Below are 17,886 nucleotides of genomic sequence, written 5' to 3' on the forward strand. Positions count from 1 at the left end.
TCTATCTTGACCGAAAGTATCCAAAAGATGTCAGACGCACACACTCAACCCGCAGTAGGGTCTGCCGCAAATCCTGACGGCTCGGCGGTCTTTCAGCTCGACTTAAACTCGCTTTTGGAGACGAGTCAGATTCTCAATTCATCTGACGAGTTAGAATTCATCTTGTCGCACATTTTAAGAACTGTGATGGGTAAACTCTTGCTCACGCGCGCATGCATTATTACCGAGTCGTATCAAGAGAATTTGGAGAAAGTCTATCGCTTAGAGCAGGCACGAGGTCTTACTGACGCCCCCTACACTTTTTCAGATAAAGATGCTTTTGCGGCACAATTTCATCTCACGCTCTTTCCGATCATTTCACCCAAACGTGAAATTGGATATTTAGGGCTTGGAGAAAAACTTAATAAAGCGCCCTTCTCATCGACTGAGCAAAAGTTCATTGAGTCGCTTGTCTCACTGGCTGCTACAGCCATTGAAAATGCATACACGTTGCTTGAACTGCGCCAGCAACGCCGCTCCTTGGACCAATCGGTGCAGAAATTGCGTACGCTGCTCGAGCTTGCTAAGGAGTATAATGTTGCCATGAGCCGCGAGGAGATTCTGCGCCTGATGCTGCGATCTATCGCTGGGCAAATGTTCATCAAAAGTTGTGCGGTGTATGCAAAGCAAGGTAGCACGATTCATGTAGAAGCCTATCAAGGCTTTGATACCCCACCGCTTGCACAAGCCGACTTGCAGCGACTCTTCGACATTAGTGCACCTGTCAAATTACAGCGCGAAATCTATCCCGAACTTTATGCCGCTGATGTGCGTGTTGCCGTGCCCTTGCGCACTGGCGATGAGACACTCGGCTTGCTGCTCACCAGTGCACGATACAGCGAAACTCCCTTTTCCGACTCCGACTTGAATTTTATGGCTCTTGCTGCTTCACAAGCCGCAAACGCTTTGGAGCAACGACGGCTCTTTGAAGAAACGCTCAAGAAGCAAGCCATTGAAAAGGAAATGCAAGTTGCGCGCGAAATTCAAGCCGCGCTCCTACCTAAGGCTTTGCCTGTGGGTTCAAGCTATGAGGTTGCTGCAGTGAATATCCCTACCCTGCAAGTTGGTGGCGACTATTACGATGTCATGCGGTTGGATGATGAACATCTTTTCGTTGCCATTGCTGATGTTACAGGCAAAGGCATGCCCGCAGCACTGCTGATGGCAAATCTACAAGCCTCCATCAAAGCTTACTTGCTCTCCTATCAGCCTGCCACGTTCGACCTTGCTAAGGTAGTTGGAAAAATCAACACGATTATGTATGAAAACACGCCTGACGATAAGTTTGCTACATGCTTTTGCGGTATCTTAAACCTTAAGACACGCGAATTTGTCTCTGTTAATGCTGGGCACAATCCGCCCTATCTCATTCACGCTGATGGTTCGTTCAACACGCTGAAAAAAGGCGGCATCATTCTCGGTGTGATTCCTACGCTTTCACCATATCAAACTGAACAGCATACTTTGCAATCGGGCGATGTACTCTTTCTCTATACGGATGGGATTACTGAAGCTATGGACAGCGAGCGCAGAGAGTTCGGTGAAGCACGCCTCGAAGCCTTGCTTACCGCACACCGAAATGACAGTGCATCATGTATTCTTCAAAGCGTTATTCAAGAGCTTCAAGCCTTTCAGCCAGAAGGGCAACAGTATGATGATATCACAGCTGTATGCCTTAAACTCAAGTAAATACATAACCCTTTGTCAACAATGCGTCTGATGCCTTATGCTCTGCTGCTTACTCTTACGACCTTCACTATCGCACCACAAGTATCAGCGCAGTCGGGTATGCCGTCTAAAAAACACCTCAGGAACGCCCCAACGCAACTTACCCTGAACGGTACGAAAGTTTCACTTTCGGCTCAACTGTGGTATGACCTAATGCCTACCGTCGGCGATGCGCCCAAGAAACACTTGCTTGGCAACTTGCAACTTCGAAGCAGTGGTAACCAACTGCCCGACATCAGCCTTTGTCAAGCTTGGATTTTGCATCTCAATCGGCTATGGGCTTGCAAAGCTGAACGGCAAGAGTCTAGCTCATCTGACAATGTTATTGAGTTTCGCTTGACGAATACCCCAACGCTCAAAGAGCTTCCTGCAGGCTCGGAGGTTATAGTTGTTGCTCGTCTATGCCCAAAAAATCGCCGTGCGCAACTTCTCAGAGCGCCACTGCAAACTGTGCAGCGCGTCTATTGAGCAACCTTGTCCTAAAAATTTCACTTCCTACGAAAATCGTCCAAATCGTCTGCTTCAGAGTAGAATTCTGCACATTTCCTGCGCACGCATAGTGTAACTTCTTTTTGCTATAAACTTGAAACATTGAAGTAAGGAGTTCATTTATGAAGTGTGATGTTGCAGTTATCGGTGGCGGTCCAGCTGGTGCAACTGCTGCCAACGAACTTGCCAAAGCCGGGCTCGATGTAGTAGTGCTAGAACGCAATTTGAACAATGCAAAGCCATGCGGCGGCGCAATTCCATTAGGACTTGTCGAAGAGTTCGAGATTGCAGAAGACCTCATTGAGCGCAAGGTAACGCATATGGCGGTTCGTTCTCCGAAAGGGCGCGTGATTGAAATGTCTATGCCAAACGGCTATGTCGGCATGGTACGCCGTGAGCGCTTCGATAAGTTCTTGCGTGAACGCGCCGCACATTCAGGCGCCACACTCATTGAAGCTAAAATGCGTGCCATCAAACCGCTTGCCGATGGCTACCACATTTTTGCAGATAGCACAGGTGCTGGCGTAACTGAACTTCAAGCAAAGTATGTCATCGGTGCAGATGGTGCAAATTCCAAAACTGCACATGAGCTTGAGTTTCCTCCTAATGAGTTCAAAGCCGTGGCAATGCAACAACGCTTCCACTATGTGCCTGAACTTGAACGGTATCATAACCTTGTCGAGATTTGGTTCGACGGCGAAGTCTCACCTGACTTTTATGCCTGGGTCTTTCCAAAAGCCGACCACATCGCTGTCGGCACTGGCACAGAGGACATCAACGGCAATATCAAACAGTTGCAGAAGCGTTTTCGTGAAAAGTTAGGTCTGACAGTAGAGCCGTATTACGAAGAGGCTGCAAAGATTCCTATGCACCCGCGTAAGTCGTTTGTCAAAGGCAATGCCGCACTTGTCGGGGATGCCGCTGGATTGGTTACTGCCTCAAACGGCGAAGGCATTTTCTTTGCTATGAAAAGTGGGAAAATGGCTGCGCACACTTTACTTGATGTGATGGCAGGACGCACCAAATCTTTTGCAAGTTACGAGAAAACCTTTCGCAAAACATACTTCCCGATTTATGCCGGCTTAGCCCTCTTGCAGTGGCTCTACTACCGCAACGATCGCTTGCGTGAAAGTTTCGTTGCAATCTGTCAGGATAAGCACGTGCAGCAAATCACCTTCGATTCATATCTCTACAAAAAAATGGTACCTGCGCCGCTTTGGGTACAAGCCAAAATTATGGCAAAGAATATCTACCACCTTGCTATCGGGCACTGATAGATCAAACAGCACGAAAGCATGCAAGCTTTCAAGCTTGAGCTTTTCTGCGCCTCATCAGGGCATGTGTGCTAATACTCCGCACTCAATTACGCTTATCTACCCACTGCTTCCTCGGTTATAGTTCCTCAGTTATAGAGCGATTTTGTTTTTGCAAAACTTGTGTAATTTGTCGTCTCAAATAAGCGTATCCAATCAACTTTGACAATGACACACTCTATGTTTGGTGCAACTGATTTTGAGCAATTAGAAGCCAGTTATCAAAAGTGGCTGGAAAAGAACCGTCAGACAAAAGAACTGCCTGGCAAATATGAAAACCTTAGCTGGGAGAAAATCAAGCCGCTTTACACGCCACTTGACATCAAAGACATTGACTACAACACTGAAATCGGTCATAGTGGTGATTTTCCCTACACGCGCTCGATTCACAACAACCTTTATCGGGGCAAACTCTGGACCATGCGCCTTTTTTCGGGCTTTGCCACGCCCGAGGAAACCAATGCTCGCTATCACTTTCTCTTAGAGCGCGGTCAAACAGGCCTTTCTGTTGCGTTCGACCTGCCAGCACTTATGGGCTATGACTGTGATTCGGATTTTGCTAAAGGTGAGGTCGGGGTCTGTGGCGTTTCATTTTCATCACTTGCCGATATGGAGATTATCTTCAAGGGCATCAATTTGGAAGAGATCTCTACCTCAATGACGATTAACTCCACCGCCATGGTTGCGCTTGCTGGGTATATCGCTACGGCACAGCGTCAAGGTCGCGACATTCGTAAATTACGCGGCACTATTCAGAACGACATTCTTAAAGAATACATTGCACAGAAAGAATACATCTATCCGCCACGTCAGTCGATGCGCATCATCACGGATATGTTTGTGTATTGTGCAAGAGAAATGCCGAAGTTTAACCCCGTGTCGGTAAGTGGCTATCATATTCGTGAGGCTGGCTCTACAGCGGTGCAAGAACTGGCTTTCACGCTTGCTGATGGCTTTTGCTATCTTGAGCATGCCCTTGCTGCTGGACTTGATGTCGATGAGATTGCGCCGCGCATTTCATTTTTCTTCAATTCACACAACGACTTCTTTGAAGAAATTGCCAAGTTTAGAGCTGCACGTAAAATTTGGGCAAAACGTTTGCGCTACAAATACGGTGCCAAAGACGAGCGCTCATGGCAATTGCGTTTTCACACCCAAACTGCTGGGTGCACGCTCACAGTTCAGCAGCCCGAGAATAACATCGTGCGTGTGGCGATTCAAGCCCTTGCAGCTGTGCTTGGCGGCACCCAATCACTGCATACAAATTCCATGGACGAAGCACTTGCCTTGCCTAGCGATAAAGCCGTCAAAATTGCGCTGCGAACGCAACAAATTATCGCGTATGAAACTGGCGTTACGAACACGGTTGACCCACTCGGCGGCAGCTACTACCTTGAAGCGCTGACACTGAAAATGGAACAGGAAGTCGAAAAGTACTTTGAGCGTATTGACCAACTTGGCGGCGTCATTGAAGCAATTGAGCAAGGCTATATGCAAAAAGAAATTGCTGATGCTGCTTATCGCTATCAACAAGAACTCGATCGCAAGGAGCGCATTATTGTCGGTGTGAATGCATTTCAAGAACCTGATGAGCAGATTGAAATTCCAATTCTGACGATTACGCCCGAAGTCGAAGAGAAGCAAATTGCGCGCCTTCGTGAAGTTAAAGCTTCACGCAATCAAGATGCTGTCAATGAATCGCTTGCGCATATTCGTCAAGCTGCACAAGATGGCTCAAACCTTATGCCTCATCTTGTTGAAGCCATGCATCGCTATGTAACGCTTGGTGAAATCTGCGATGTTCTGCGTGAAGTATTTGGTATTTACGAAGAAACACCTGTCTTTTGACATCACAGCGATTTTGCAGAGAAGTAAGAATAGTAAGAATTGAGATGCACGGTGCAAGCCTGAACATGCTCTGCGCCGCGCGTCTCAGTTCTTGCTCTATCGCTTTGTGTGCCTGCGCTATTCAAGGCTATGAATCACAACACCTGTAAGCACCTTCGGGAAAAAGAAGGTAGATTTCTGCGGCATCACCTCGCCAATTTTTGAGACAGCTTCTACTTCGGCAACACTTGTAGGATTCATCACAAAACCCAGCTGTGCCTTGCCTGATTGCACACTCTCAAAGACTTCATCCATATCTTTTGAATAATTCAAATTGCTCTGTAAGGCTTGTGCGTCTGCGGAAATGCCTAGCATTTTGCCGATGATAAGATGATGTAGTAGTGTCACGTCGAGCGCTTTAAGTTCATGCGGCATCGGTTCTGGAATCGCTTTGTCTAAATCGCAGGCAAGATGAATACCGAAAATTTTTGAGGGCGTTACAAGCCCAAAGGCACTGCGTGGATACAGCGCAAGAAATTCCTTAAGTCTCTGCTTATCCGAGAGCTCTTGCACACCGAAAAATAGATTGAGATTTTCAAGCAGTCCTACCAGATCGAAATTGGGCAAACTATGCACCAAGCGATGCGTTGGAAAAACTACGAGTCCTTCATCAAACATATTCGTCATAAATGCCATGATGAAGTTGTAGGCTTCTTTGCCTGTGTGATTTGGATTTTCCGCCATTCGTAAGTTGCGGTAGTTAATTGCGGTTTCATAGCGGTGATGCCCGTCAGCAATAAACATTTGTTTCTCGCGCAGTACTTGGCAGACATGCTCTATGATACTTCTGTCCGTGCATCGCCAGACTTGATTGCGCGCCTGTTGATAATCCATAGCGTCTATGAATGGTGTTGCACGCTGTGTGAAATCGTTAAGTGCCACATCGGTCAGTTTTTCTTTGTCGCTGTACAGTCCGAAGATTGGGCTGATGTTGGCTTTCGTTTTGATGAAAAGTTGCAGGCGATCTTTTTTTGGACCAGAGAGTGTTTTTTCGTGTGGTAAGACAACTCCCTTATCAAACTCATACAACCCGCATCGTGCAATAAAGCCTTTGCGTGTGTAGGTCTTCCCGTCTTTTGTAGTAAATGTTTGGTAGTAGGGATAAATCGCCTCGTCTGGATCTTGCTGCAAGACACCCTGATGCAGCCAGGTCTGCAGGCGCTCAGCTGCCACATCGTATTTGTTTTCTTCTTTTGGCAACTCGAGCCGCACAGCATTGTACTCCGATTTAGCGTAGAGCATTTCTTGCTGCTCTGGCGAAATGACATCGTAAGGCGGGCACAGCACATCGTCAAATGCGCTGATTTTTGAGGATTGTAAGTCAGTCCTCTAAACGCAGTGATTTCAGGCATGGTGTTGAGACAAGCATCAATTGAACTGTTTGTGCGGCTTAAGCAACTTTAAGCAACTTTAGATATCCAGAAGTCATTGCAATCCTCGCGCACAAGAATGGTAATCAAGTGCGCTTTTGCCATTTCCAAGATGGCAAGAAATGTTACAACGACCACAATGCGCTCTTGTGCATCTCGCACGAATTCGAAGAACGAGAGTTGCAAACTGGTTTCAAGTCGTGCTAAAATTTTTTCTGACTGTTGCTCAATCGTTACAGGAATGCGTTTGATTTCATGCACTGTTTTTTTAGGCATATGGGTCAGTGCATATTGATAGGCTTGAATCAAGTCAAAGAGTGTAGGGCGTTTGAGCAAGGGTTCTTCGGCAAGTGGGGCTTCAATGCTCTCGAAGTGTAGGCGTGGGAAGTGTTTGCGACGCTGCTCTTCAAGCTGTTGGATGGTGTGTGCCATTTCTTTGTAGCGTTTGTATTCTAAGAGCCGCTGCACAAGTTCTGTACGTGGATCGAATTCGTCCAGCTCACCTTCAGTTACCTCTGGGCGCGGCAAGAGCATTTTCGCCTTGATGCTCATGAGTACCGATGCCATATAGATGAAATCTGCAGCGACTTCCAGATTAAGTGTCTGCAGCGCTTCTAAATACTCAAGAAAATCGTTTGTGATTTTGGAAATGGGAATGTCGTAGATATTGAGTTCGTCGCGCTTGATAAAAAAGAGTAGCAAATCAAGCGGTCCCTCAAACTCCGAGAGTGCAACACGATACATGATGTGAGGTGCAGATTTTTGAAGACTTGCAGATATGCTTAAAAATAAAAAGTCACCCGATTTACGAGCGACTTTAATTTACTGACTTTTTGTGCTGATTTTAGCCCACGCCGAAGAGTTTCTTTGCTGCACGTAGTTTGTCGCGCCACCAATTGCCTTTTTCTGTTGCTTGCTGCTCAATAATTTTTGGCGTAACTTGCTGAGCGATGGCATGAATATTGCGTGACGGCTGTGTTTTGTAAGTTCTTGCGCGTTCAAATGCAGCTTGTATGGTCTTATCCAAATCTTCTACCGAGCATGGCTTTACATGATAACGAAAGACTTGGAACTCGTTAATGGATTTAATTGCAAGTAAAGCATCACGTACTTGCGTGAGCAGAATTGTAACAATGTCAGGATATTCTTGTTTAACTGCATAGAGAAAATCCATTCCATCTTCGCTGTTAAGATTGAGGTCAGTAACCATCACAGCCACAGGATTTTTTGAGAGCACTTCAAAGGCTTCTTGAATTGAGCCAGCAGGCAAGACCTTATACTTTTTCTCGAAGACTTTTATCATCGTGTTCAGCTGCTCACGGTTGAATTCTACGATTAGCAAGTAGCCTTGCTGTTCAGCAGGTATTGGTGGTGGCGGCTCTTCCTCGGCAATCTCTTCGATGGGGACATTTGCTTTGTTCTTCATGATGTCCGCGCGGTCAGGATAGACCTGACTTACCTTCATTGCAATTTCAGCTGCTGCGCTTACTGTCTCACGCAGTTGGTCGACTTTCCATGGCTTTGTGAGGTAGCGGAACACCTCGCCCGAGTTTACAGAATTCATAATTGCGTCCAGATCGCTGTATCCTGTCAGCAAAATGCGAATCGTAGCTGGACTAATCGTTTTGATGATTCGCAGCACTTCATGCCCCAGCATTCCGGGCATACGCTGGTCGCTCAGCACAACATGAATTTGGTTTTGGCGGACGATCTCAATCGCGTCCTTACCATTTGTGGCAGTGAAGATATTGTACTGACGGCGAAACGTAGCAGAGAGCGACTGCAATACTAGCGGCTCATCATCAACCAGTAGAATATTGATGTTCGACTGACCTGTAGACATAGTAGATTCACTCTGTTTGAAATCATTTTCAAAGATACGGTTTTTCAGCAAAATTTAGAATGTTCTTTTTAGTTTAGTGCTGGCACATTTTCGAAGACTTTTTCTTCTTTTATTTCTGTCTTCATGGGCAAGTAAATGAAGAAATCTGTGCCTTTACCTACGGTGCTTTTCACTTCAATTCGTCCTTTATGACCCTCTTCAACGATTTTCTTTGAGATAGAGAGCCCCATTCCTGTGCCTTGACCTACGGGTTTAGTGGTAAAGAACGGGTCAAAGATTTTGTTCAAAATCTCTTTCGGGATACCTGTGCCATCATCGGAGATCTGCACCACCACTTCATCGGCTTTTGATGACATGTAAGTCTTAATCCAAAGGTTACCTTGACCTTTCTTCTCCATAGCGTGAGCCGCATTGGTAATGAGGTTCAGGAACACTTGGTTAAGCTGAGCAGGGGCGCAGAGAATGTTTGGCAATTGTCCATATTCTTTATGCACAGTCACATGGCGTTTGAGGATGTGGTTTGCAATAACTAATGTAGAATCTAAGCACTCATTGACGCTTGCTGACTGCATCATTGATTGATCGAGGCGCGAGAAGTTCTTGAGATTTACAATCAGTTCCTGAATGCGGTCAATACCTTGCAATGCGCTCTCAAGCATCATACTATTTTCATCCACAACACCGATCTTCTCAAGCTCATCAAGTTTTTTGATGGTCTCAGGAATTGTTTTCTCGACTTCAGCATAGTTGCCCTTTACAAGATCCTTGAGCACCGCATTGGCGCTATGGAAAGCAGCCTGTATTTCCTTTTCGTTTTCGCGGATGATTTCCACATTATTGCGTACGAAGCCTAATGGGGTATTCATCTCGTGTGCAAGACCAGCGACCATTTGACCAAGTGACGCCATTTTCTCGGACTGTACCAATTGACCTTGCGACTCTTGAATGATTTTGGCTTGCTTACGCAGTGAAATCGTCAGACGCACCGCCATCACGGCGAAGACGACGATGCTGGCAATCAAGGCGATGATTTGAATTGTCTGCAGCCTTGTTTGACGCTCAGCGGCTAATTCGCCGAGCTTGACGATAAAGTCGCGGTTATCAGCAAGGATCAGTTCATCATTCTGCACTGCAAAATCAATAGCGGCAAGCAGCATATCTGAATTGAGTTTACGCGTGCCTTCATATTGATGCGCAATACCAATAAGCGAATCAGCGCGTGGATACCAGCGGTTTGCAATATCCAAGATATACTTGCGAGCGCGGTCGTCTTTTACCGCCTCAATTTCATACTGCGCGCCTTCTAGCATAATCTTTCCGCCTTTGTCGAGCGCCTTGACTGTTCCATCAAAAATTTCAATGGAGCGGCGATAGAGACGGAAACTTGTGTCGATTGTTGCGCGCTTTTGTTCAGCTAGGGCAAGTTGGGTGCTATCGTCTATCACTAATTCGTATTCTGCCAGTGTAGTTTGTGTCTTGAGCAAATTGCGGTAAGCGCGCCCCCAGTATTCTTGCTGCTTCGTAGCGCAAAAGATTTGTTCAGTATCACGGCGGCTCTCGTTAGAGAGATTGATATTGAGCACAAAGACAGCAGCCACCAACAGTAGAAAAAGCACACCGTAAATGACAAGTTCGGTGTATTGAAACGTGAGTTGTTGATTGTCTTTCTTGTCAGCCATAGCAAGCAAAATAATTAGTTGTTCAGGATGTTCAGGAACGTCTTGTTGTCAAAAACTCCAAGTTTCAAATCTGATGCTCCTTTGCCTGCAGGTTATCGCCCGCGCTGCAGAATGTCTCTCAAAGCAACTTCTAAGTGCGGATACTTGAATGTGAATCCTAAACTCTGCAAGCGTTTTGGCACAACGCGCTGCCCCTCTGCAATTACATCCGCTGCTTCACCAAAGAGCGCTTGCAACGCTGCTTTTGGCACAGCAAAGAACGACGGGCGTGACATCACTTTACCTAACGTATCTGCAAACGTCGACATCATCACAGGTTCAGGCGCCGTCGCATTGAGCACGCCTCGTACATCTTTTCGCTCTAAAGCAAAGAGAAAAATCTCCACCTCGTCGTCCAGATGTATCCACGACACCCACTGCTTTCCAGAGCCAATCGGACCGCCCGCAAAGAATTTGAACGGCGTCAGCATTTTTTCTAGCGCGCCACTCTTTGTAGAAAGCACCACACCAGTTCGTACAGCTACCGTTCTTACGCCAAAAGTTTCTGCTTCAAAGGCTTCACGTTCCCAATCCACGCAAACTTTAGCAAGAAAGTCATTCGCTGCTGGCGACTCTTCCGTCAATTCCACGACACTCTCACCATATCCTTGAATACCGTAGTACCCAATTGCTGACCCACAGATAAAGACCTCAGGCTTCTTTGTAGCTTTGGATAGTGCTTGCACAAGGCTTCGCGTGCTTAGGACTCGTGAGTCATAAATCTGCTTCTTATACTCGTCATTCCACCGTGCTGCAACAGGCGTGCCTGCAAGGTGAATTACAGCATCTACGCCTTCAAGTTCTTCTTGCCACGCGCCTTCACTTTTCAGTGCATCCCACTTCACATACTCCTTCGCCCCTTGCAACATGCGCTTTGCCTTTTCTGTGTCGCGCACGAACAGCTTAACTTCGTAGCCTTTTGTTTTTAATTGCTTAAAGATTTCTGAGCCGATAAGTCCTGTGCCGCCGGTCAGAACTACGGATTTTGTCATTTGAGAAAGGTTTGCATACAAGTGCGAAACCTACAAAAAAAAGAATCGTTCTCAAACTTTCAAAAACTTAACAGAAACAAAATATTCGGATGCTGCGGTTTTGCTTAATAACTTGTTGTTTTGTTGAAAGAGTTCTTTTGGTAGAACGAATGGCGAATAGACTCTTTACGAATAAAACTTTGACAAAATACTAAGAGCAATGGCAATAATCAAGAAACTGCCTGATGTCATCGCTAACAAAATTGCTGCTGGCGAGGTGGTGCAACGTCCAGCCTCTGTTGTCAAGGAACTTTTAGAAAATGCGATTGACGCAGGTGCTGATGAGATTTTAATCAATATCAAAGACTCTGGCAAGACCCTAATTCAAGTTGTCGATAACGGTTGTGGCATGGCTGCCGACGACGCGGTGCTTGCCTTTGAGCGCTTTGCGACAAGCAAAATTTCAGATGTGGCAGATTTAGAAAACCTGCATACTCTTGGCTTCCGTGGTGAAGCCCTTGCAAGTATCGCTGCTGTCGCACAAGTCGAGCTCAAAACCAAACGCCGTGAGGATACACTTGCCACGCTGGTTCGCGTCGATGGGGGAATCTTTCAAGAAACAACCTTCTCACAAGGTGCAGATGGCACATCAGTCAGTGTGCGTAATCTCTTCTTCAATGTCCCTGCACGACGCAAGTTTCTCAAGTCTCATGCAACGGAGTTCAAGCATATCTACGAAACCATTCAAGCCCAAGCTTTGATTCATACTGACATTGCCTTTACATTCATTTCCGACGGCGAAGATGTTTTTCGTCTCAAAGATGAAGCACTACTGGCGCGGCTCGATTTCTTTTTCGGCAAAGATTTTTCGCAAGGCTTGCTTGAAGTCTCTGAGCACAACGCTGTGCTGTCACTGAAAGGCTACTTAGGCAAGCCAGCGATGACCAAGCGCAGCAAGCACGAGCAATTTCTTTTCATTAACCACCGTGTGGTACAAAGCCGCTTGATTTCACATGCTGTTGCGCAAGCCTACGGCGAACTGCTTGGTGAACGCGAACAGCCTTTTTACTTACTGCATCTTACGCTCGACCCAAAGCGCATTGATGTTAATGTGCATCCCTCAAAACTCGAAGTCAAGTTCGACGATGAGCGACATGTCTATCAAATGGTACATGCTATTGTGCGTAGCGCCATTCATCGCTTGGACTTTTCTCCTGCTGTGAAAATTGAAGATAAGTCAAGTACAGACCCACCAATTTTTCTTTCATCGCCTACCCCAATGACACAGTCGCCCACAGAGCCAAATTTTGTGGGCATTTCCAAACGCCTAAGCTATGAGACACGCGAGCGTGAGGTTCGTGCAACAGAGGCACTTTACCGCGATTACAAAGACTTGCTCAAGATGCAAGAGCGCAGTGCCTCCAAGCACTTTTCGGACGACGAATTTTCTCGCATAGCTCCATCATCTGCTTTGCCTGTTGAGCCTGCCTCACAGCAAGTTATCTTCCCATCCGATACTACCGCTCCCCAAGAGAAGACAAGTGAAAACTTTGTGTGGCAAATCCACAACAAATACATTCTGACACAAATCAAATCTGGCATCATGATTATCGACCAGCATGTTGCACACGAACGCATCCTATACGAGCGTGCCCTCTCCGTAATGAACTCAGGCGTGCCTAACTCACAACAATTGCTCTTTCCACAACGCCTCGAGCTCAAACCTTGGGAAGCTGAAATTTTAGAAGAGATTCAAGACGATCTGGTGCGGCTTGGCTTTTCTTTCCGACTTTTTGGCAACCGCACCATTCTAATTGAAGGCATACCGCCAGATGTGCGTGCAGGCTCCGAAGAGCATATCCTGCGCGATATCTTAGAGCAATATCAAACCTACAAAACCACACTTTCTTTAGATCATCGGCATACGCTTGCCGCCTCATACGCTTGTCGCAGTGCAATTATGGCTGGCGACAAACTCTCGCAGCATGAAATGAAAGTCTTGATTGATCAACTTTTTGCTACATCTATGCCCTATGTGTGCCCACACGGTCGACCGATTATCATCAAACTGTCGTTGGAAGAGCTTGACAAAATGTTTGGTCGCTGAATTTGCCTGATGCACTCTGAACGTGATGCTCTTGCTCATTCAGATCCGCTCGGCTTTTCCAGCGCTGTCTGACGCACCAGCATGCGTTTTGCGAGCATACGGATTTCGCGCCGAAAGAATATCGATAAGATTCCAACAAACACGACGACACCGACAGCTTGCCACAGCAGACTCACTAAGACCTGTGTTGAGACCCACCAGAGCAGCACTGCCGATGCAAACGCAAGCCCAATTTTACCCCACTCAAATGCGTTAGGATACACGCGCTGCGAAAAGACATATGTGCCTATCGTCATTGCCAGCGATCCCGCTACGCTCGAAATAGCAGCACCCATCATGCCAAGTTGTGGAATTAAAACAAGGCAAAGCACAAAAGTTATCGCTGCACCAATTGCAGTTACAATCGGCAAGGCTTCGGTCTTTTTTTCTATCATTAACCCAGCAGCAAGATTAGTATTCATCATTTCAAACACAGGCGCAAGAAATAGCACAGGGACAAGCGGTAAGCCTATCCAAAACGGTGGCGGCAGAATGTAAAATCGCCCAAACCAGTGTGTTTGAATCAGAGGCGGTACAAAGACTGCCGCCACAAATGCAATAAAGATCATGCTGATAGATGAGAGCGTCATCACGCGACTGAACAGCACTTTGGCATCGCTATCTGAAGCATGTTGCAAAAAAAATGGCTGCCACGCAAAGCGGAACATCTGAATGACAAGTTGAAGCAGTGTCGAAAAAGCATAGATGCGCATATAGATACCGACCAATGCTTCAGCGGTCATAGCTTGACCGTAGATGCGTAAAATATCCTCTGGTGAGAGGCGAATGAGCAGATTTCTATCAATGAAGTGAATGAGCGCCGCTGCCAGTCCATTCGGCACAAAGGGCAACGCGTAGCGCAAGAGTTCTTTGAGTAACGCGTGCGAAAATGCCACACGCGGCAAGCGCATGGTAGGCAATAGCCAAACCACCGAAACTAGCGACCCGACAATGTTGCCCAAGAATGCACCTAACAACCCCAGTTTGAGCGGTATCAGGAAGAGCAAACTACATACGACCGTTGCAGCGACATTTGACAGGCGAATCAAGGCGAATTTTGCTGCACGGCGTTCTTGGCGCAGGCGCGTCATCGGAATCGTAATCAGCGTATCGAGAAAGAGAATTAAGGCGCCAAGTCGTACATAGATAGCTGCTGAACGATCAAGGCTCATTGCATCGCACAGTGATTCAGCAAAGAGTGCAATGCCCGTTGAAAACAGTGTGGATGTAAAAAGTAGAGAGAGAAATGGTGTAGCAAATACTGTATCAGTCGGCTCATTTCTCTTAGCAGCATCTGCAGCAAATTTCAGGTAGGCTTGCTCCATGCCGTAGGTGTAGAAAATCATGGCGAAAGCCATGTTTGTGTAAATCAGACCTTGAATCCCATTGTCGTCCGCCGAGAGCAAATTCGCATAGAAAGGCACCAGCAGATAATTCAAGCCTCGTGCCAGAATGGTGCTTACGCCATAGATGGAGGTATCCTTGAGCAGTGCCTGCAGTTTAGAGAACATGCGCGTGCTTGTGCTTCATCTGTTTTCGGTCTTCCAAACGCACAAGATAAAACCTTCTTCGGCAACTTAACGCCCCATGCTTGCATGCTATGTACCACCGACAGTTCCCACCCGTGTGGATAACCTAAGTTCCACATTTGGATTTCTCTCCTTTTATATCTAATTTAGATTAAGTCTAAGTAAGTAAAAAAAGATGAACTCTCAATTTCATCTTCACTACTACTATGCTGTTCAAATTATCTCTTTTCTTACTCTTCTTGTTCTTACCTTGTGCTATGATGGGTCAGGATGCCAAGTTATCTGAGGCGCAGCTCGATAGTATCAAGTCTTTTGAGCTCAAAGAGGTTGAAGTTACAGGCATTCGCGCTCCGAAGCGTTTCTTACGCGACATTGAAGGTACAGGCATTTTCAGCGGCAAAAAGACTGAGGTCATTCAAATTCAAGGGTCAAATGGCAACTTTGCCTTGAACAACACTCGTCAGGCTTTTGTGCGTGCACCTGGCGTTTTTGTCTGGGAGCAAGACGGTGGCGGTCTTCAAGCTGGTGTGGCGGTGCGTGGTCTTAGCCCAAACCGCTCGTGGGAGTTTAACACACGAAAAGATGGCTATGACATCTCATCCGATATTTTTGGCTATCCTGAAGCCTACTACACGCCACCTTACGAATCACTTGAGCGCATTGAACTCGTGCGCGGCTCTGCTTCCTTGCAGTATGGTCCTCAATTCGGCGGGTTGCTCAACTACATTACGAAATCCGCTCCGTGCGACAAGCCTTTCACGCTGGAGACTTCTCAACTCTTGGGTTCAACAGGATTTTATTCAACCTACACAGCTGCTGGCGGCACGGTCGATAAGTTTGACTACTACACTTATCTCAACTTTCGCACGGGTTTAGCTTGGCGCGAAAATAACCGCTTTACGCAAGGGACTTTCTATGCGCGTGCCGGCTACCAACTCTCTGACGCAGGCAAACTGGGGTTCTCCCTGACCTACATGAACTATCTTTTGCAGCAACCGGGTGGGCTAACTGAAGCACAGTATGCTGCTAATGCACGACAAGCCACGCGCGCACGTGACTGGTTTAGCACACCTTGGGCAATTCCCACATTAAGTTATGACCATATTTTTTCAGACTACACACGCCTTAGTGTGAAAGCCTTTGCCCTCCTTGCACAGCGCAATAGCATCGGGCTAATTACTGCGCCAACTGTTATTGATAGCCTTGTCAATCCACGGCGCGCTGATCAAGACCTTTACACCAATTTTGGCACCGAAGCTCGCCTTTTGCATGAGTTTGACTTTTTGGGATACCGCAGTGCATTCGTCACGGGTGTGCGCTACTATCGGGGCAATACAGAGCGCCGCCGTGCACGTGGCGCTGATGGCGAGGGCTACGATATGACCTTTCGTGGTGAGCACTCGTTAGATCTGAACTTCACGGTTCAGAATCTTGCCGCGTTTGCAGAGTTCAAACTTGCGCTGTCTCCAATTTTTTCGCTCACGCCCGGTGCACGCCTGGACTACATCACAACAGTTGGCAGCGGGCAGTTCAGTCGTGGTACAAATGCTTTTTTTGAACCTATCGGCGGTTTTATCAGTGTGAACAAAACAACCCGTGAAGCCATACCGCTGCTCGGTCTTGGTGCTTTGCTGCGTCCACTTGATGAACTCGAGGTGTATGCCAACATTGCGCAAGCCTATCGCCCGGCTTTATTTAGCGATCAATTTCAGAATTCACTGATTGATGTCGATGAGAACCTGCGTGCGTCATCAGGCTGGTCGTCTGATGTAGGATTTCGCGGTTTCATTGACGAGTTTCTGACATACGATATTGGTGCATTCTTCATGATTTATGGCGACCGTGTTGGCACACTCAACCGTGCACAACTCGGCGCTGACTCTGCACGCTTCCCCAACGGTCTGCGTACTAATGTAGGCACAAGTCGTCATTTTGGGATAGAAGCCTTTGTAGAGTTTGATGCGATTGCTGCCTTTGGGGGTAAATCAGCAGCACAAACCTTTGGTTCACTCGACCTCTTTAGCGCGTTGAGCTATATCAACGCCACATACATTGCTGATAGTCGCTCTCCCCTTTCAGGATCAATTCAGGGTAACCGTGTAGAATTTGCGCCGGAATGGATTGCGCGCGCCGGGCTTACTTACCGTTATCGCTCTATTTTTTCACTAACCTTTCAAGGTAGCTATGTTGGCAAGTCGTTCAGTGATGCCAACAATACGCTTTTTCAAGCTAACGGTATTCAAGGCGTGATTCCTGAATACACGGTTTTTGACCTCAGCGCGCAGGCACGCGTATTGAGTTTTGCTACATTAGAAGCCAATGTCAATAACATTTTTGACCGACGCTATTTTACGCGCCGTGCTGGTGGCTATCCAGGACCGGGCATTATTCCTGCAGAGGGACGCGTGGCGACACTTGGCGTACGCCTTACGCTCTAAGTCAATTTCACTTATCATTATCCTTGAAAGGAGCAATCAACGATGCAAAAGCAGAGACAAATCAAGACGACGATTCACAAGACCAGCCATGGGTGCATGATTAGCGATGCTAGCTGCAATGTCATTCAACTCGAGTTCGGCAACCTTTTTTTGCGCTTTGATGCAAAAGGGCTTGCAGGATTCAAGCAATGCATTGATCAACTTGACCTTGATCGCTATGAAATTGCTAATGAATCCAAGCCTTATCATCGCAAGGTGTTTGTGGCACTGCAACCGACAGGTGTTACTATGGCTTTCACGCGTGAAGAGGTCTTGGAACTGCGCGAACTGCTTCAAGTCGCTGAAGCTATTTTAATGCTCAAAAAGCTATCGTATGATGCACTGAATTACCCAAAGAATTAACGCGGTGCAGTTT

12 protein-coding genes and 1 pseudogene are annotated in these 17,886 nt (G+C 46.8%); 7 read left to right on the top strand and 6 right to left on the bottom strand.

Going from position 1 to position 17,886, the window contains the following annotated elements; translation table 11 throughout:
* The first annotated feature begins 27 nt into the window (after positions 1 to 27).
* The 4 genes from CMR00_07165 (at position 28) to CMR00_07180 (ending at position 5,417) form a co-directional block, all read left to right on the top strand.
* Complete coding sequence (locus tag CMR00_07165; GenBank protein PIO47991.1) at positions 28 to 1,728, top strand: hypothetical protein; 1,701 nt, start codon at positions 28 to 30, stop codon at positions 1,726 to 1,728.
* Between the two features lie 192 nt (positions 1,729 to 1,920).
* Complete coding sequence (locus CMR00_07170) at positions 1,921 to 2,235, top strand: hypothetical protein (protein ID PIO47992.1); 315 nt, start codon at positions 1,921 to 1,923, stop codon at positions 2,233 to 2,235.
* Between the two features lie 143 nt (positions 2,236 to 2,378).
* Positions 2,379 to 3,530 carry a geranylgeranyl reductase gene (locus tag CMR00_07175; GenBank protein ID PIO47993.1) on the top strand — a complete coding sequence of 384 codons (1,152 nt, stop codon included), beginning with the start codon at positions 2,379 to 2,381 and terminating at the stop codon, positions 3,528 to 3,530.
* A gap of 219 nt (positions 3,531 to 3,749) precedes the next feature.
* The gene (locus CMR00_07180) at positions 3,750 to 5,417 is read left to right on the top strand and encodes a methylmalonyl-CoA mutase (protein PIO47994.1); all 1,668 of its coding nucleotides are present in this window, start codon (positions 3,750 to 3,752) and stop codon (positions 5,415 to 5,417) included.
* A gap of 117 nt (positions 5,418 to 5,534) precedes the next feature.
* Here CMR00_07180 and CMR00_07185 read toward each other — a convergent pair.
* From CMR00_07185 to CMR00_07205, 5 genes and pseudogenes are all read right to left on the bottom strand, one after another.
* Positions 5,535 to 6,808 (bottom strand): annotated as a pseudogene (locus tag CMR00_07185) (hypothetical protein).
* A gap of 48 nt (positions 6,809 to 6,856) precedes the next feature.
* On the bottom strand, positions 6,857 to 7,570 hold the full coding sequence (locus tag CMR00_07190; protein ID PIO47995.1) for a chromosome segregation protein ScpA: 714 nt from the start codon (positions 7,568 to 7,570) through the stop codon (positions 6,857 to 6,859).
* Positions 7,571 to 7,670: 100 nt separating this feature from the next.
* A complete protein-coding gene (locus CMR00_07195) occupies positions 7,671 to 8,720 on the bottom strand; it encodes a hypothetical protein (GenBank protein ID PIO47996.1) in 1,050 nt (349 codons plus the stop codon).
* A gap of 17 nt (positions 8,721 to 8,737) precedes the next feature.
* Positions 8,738 to 10,348, bottom strand: a complete 1,611-nt coding sequence (locus CMR00_07200) for a hypothetical protein (GenBank protein ID PIO47997.1) — start codon at positions 10,346 to 10,348, stop codon at positions 8,738 to 8,740.
* 92 nt (positions 10,349 to 10,440) lie between these two features.
* The gene (locus CMR00_07205; protein ID PIO47998.1) at positions 10,441 to 11,379 is read right to left on the bottom strand and encodes a TIGR01777 family protein; all 939 of its coding nucleotides are present in this window, start codon (positions 11,377 to 11,379) and stop codon (positions 10,441 to 10,443) included.
* 199 nt (positions 11,380 to 11,578) lie between these two features.
* Between CMR00_07205 and CMR00_07210 the strand changes: the two genes are divergently transcribed.
* Positions 11,579 to 13,465 (top strand): DNA mismatch repair protein MutL, encoded by a 1,887-nt coding sequence (locus CMR00_07210; protein ID PIO47999.1) that lies wholly within the window; start codon positions 11,579 to 11,581, stop codon positions 13,463 to 13,465.
* Between the two features lie 35 nt (positions 13,466 to 13,500).
* Here CMR00_07210 and CMR00_07215 read toward each other — a convergent pair whose 3' ends face one another.
* Positions 13,501 to 15,015: a polysaccharide biosynthesis protein gene (locus tag CMR00_07215; GenBank protein ID PIO48000.1), complete on the bottom strand. Its 1,515-nt coding sequence runs from the start codon at positions 15,013 to 15,015 to the stop codon at positions 13,501 to 13,503.
* A 224-nt stretch (positions 15,016 to 15,239) separates the two neighbouring features.
* On the opposite strand from CMR00_07215, the gene CMR00_07220 reads away from it, so the two are divergent.
* Positions 15,240 to 17,471: a TonB-dependent receptor gene (locus tag CMR00_07220; protein PIO48001.1), complete on the top strand. Its 2,232-nt coding sequence runs from the start codon at positions 15,240 to 15,242 to the stop codon at positions 17,469 to 17,471.
* A gap of 42 nt (positions 17,472 to 17,513) precedes the next feature.
* On the top strand, positions 17,514 to 17,873 hold the full coding sequence (locus tag CMR00_07225) for a hypothetical protein (protein ID PIO48002.1): 360 nt from the start codon (positions 17,514 to 17,516) through the stop codon (positions 17,871 to 17,873).
* The last annotated feature ends 13 nt before the right edge of the window (positions 17,874 to 17,886 follow it).

This window comes from [Chlorobium] sp. 445 (assembly GCA_002763895.1).
Lineage (GTDB): Bacteria > Bacteroidota > Chlorobiia > Chlorobiales > Thermochlorobacteraceae > Thermochlorobacter.

Excerpts from the sequence above, each read along its gene's own strand:
- CMR00_07225 (PIO48002.1), top strand. The coding sequence starts at position 17,514 with ATGCAAAAGCAGAGACAAATCAAGACGACGATTCACAAGACCAGCCAT.
- CMR00_07190 (PIO47995.1), bottom strand. The coding sequence starts at position 7,570 with ATGTATCGTGTTGCACTCTCGGAGTTTGAGGGACCGCTTGATTTGCTA.
- CMR00_07215 (PIO48000.1), bottom strand. The coding sequence starts at position 15,015 with ATGTTCTCTAAACTGCAGGCACTGCTCAAGGATACCTCCATCTATGGC.
- CMR00_07175 (PIO47993.1), top strand. The coding sequence starts at position 2,379 with ATGAAGTGTGATGTTGCAGTTATCGGTGGCGGTCCAGCTGGTGCAACT.
- CMR00_07170 (PIO47992.1), top strand. The coding sequence starts at position 1,921 with ATGCCTACCGTCGGCGATGCGCCCAAGAAACACTTGCTTGGCAACTTG.
- CMR00_07220 (PIO48001.1), top strand. The coding sequence starts at position 15,240 with ATGCTGTTCAAATTATCTCTTTTCTTACTCTTCTTGTTCTTACCTTGT.
- CMR00_07210 (PIO47999.1), top strand. The coding sequence starts at position 11,579 with ATGGCAATAATCAAGAAACTGCCTGATGTCATCGCTAACAAAATTGCT.
- CMR00_07180 (PIO47994.1), top strand. The coding sequence starts at position 3,750 with ATGTTTGGTGCAACTGATTTTGAGCAATTAGAAGCCAGTTATCAAAAG.
- CMR00_07205 (PIO47998.1), bottom strand. The coding sequence starts at position 11,379 with ATGACAAAATCCGTAGTTCTGACCGGCGGCACAGGACTTATCGGCTCA.
- CMR00_07165 (PIO47991.1), top strand. The coding sequence starts at position 28 with ATGTCAGACGCACACACTCAACCCGCAGTAGGGTCTGCCGCAAATCCT.
- CMR00_07200 (PIO47997.1), bottom strand. The coding sequence starts at position 10,348 with ATGGCTGACAAGAAAGACAATCAACAACTCACGTTTCAATACACCGAA.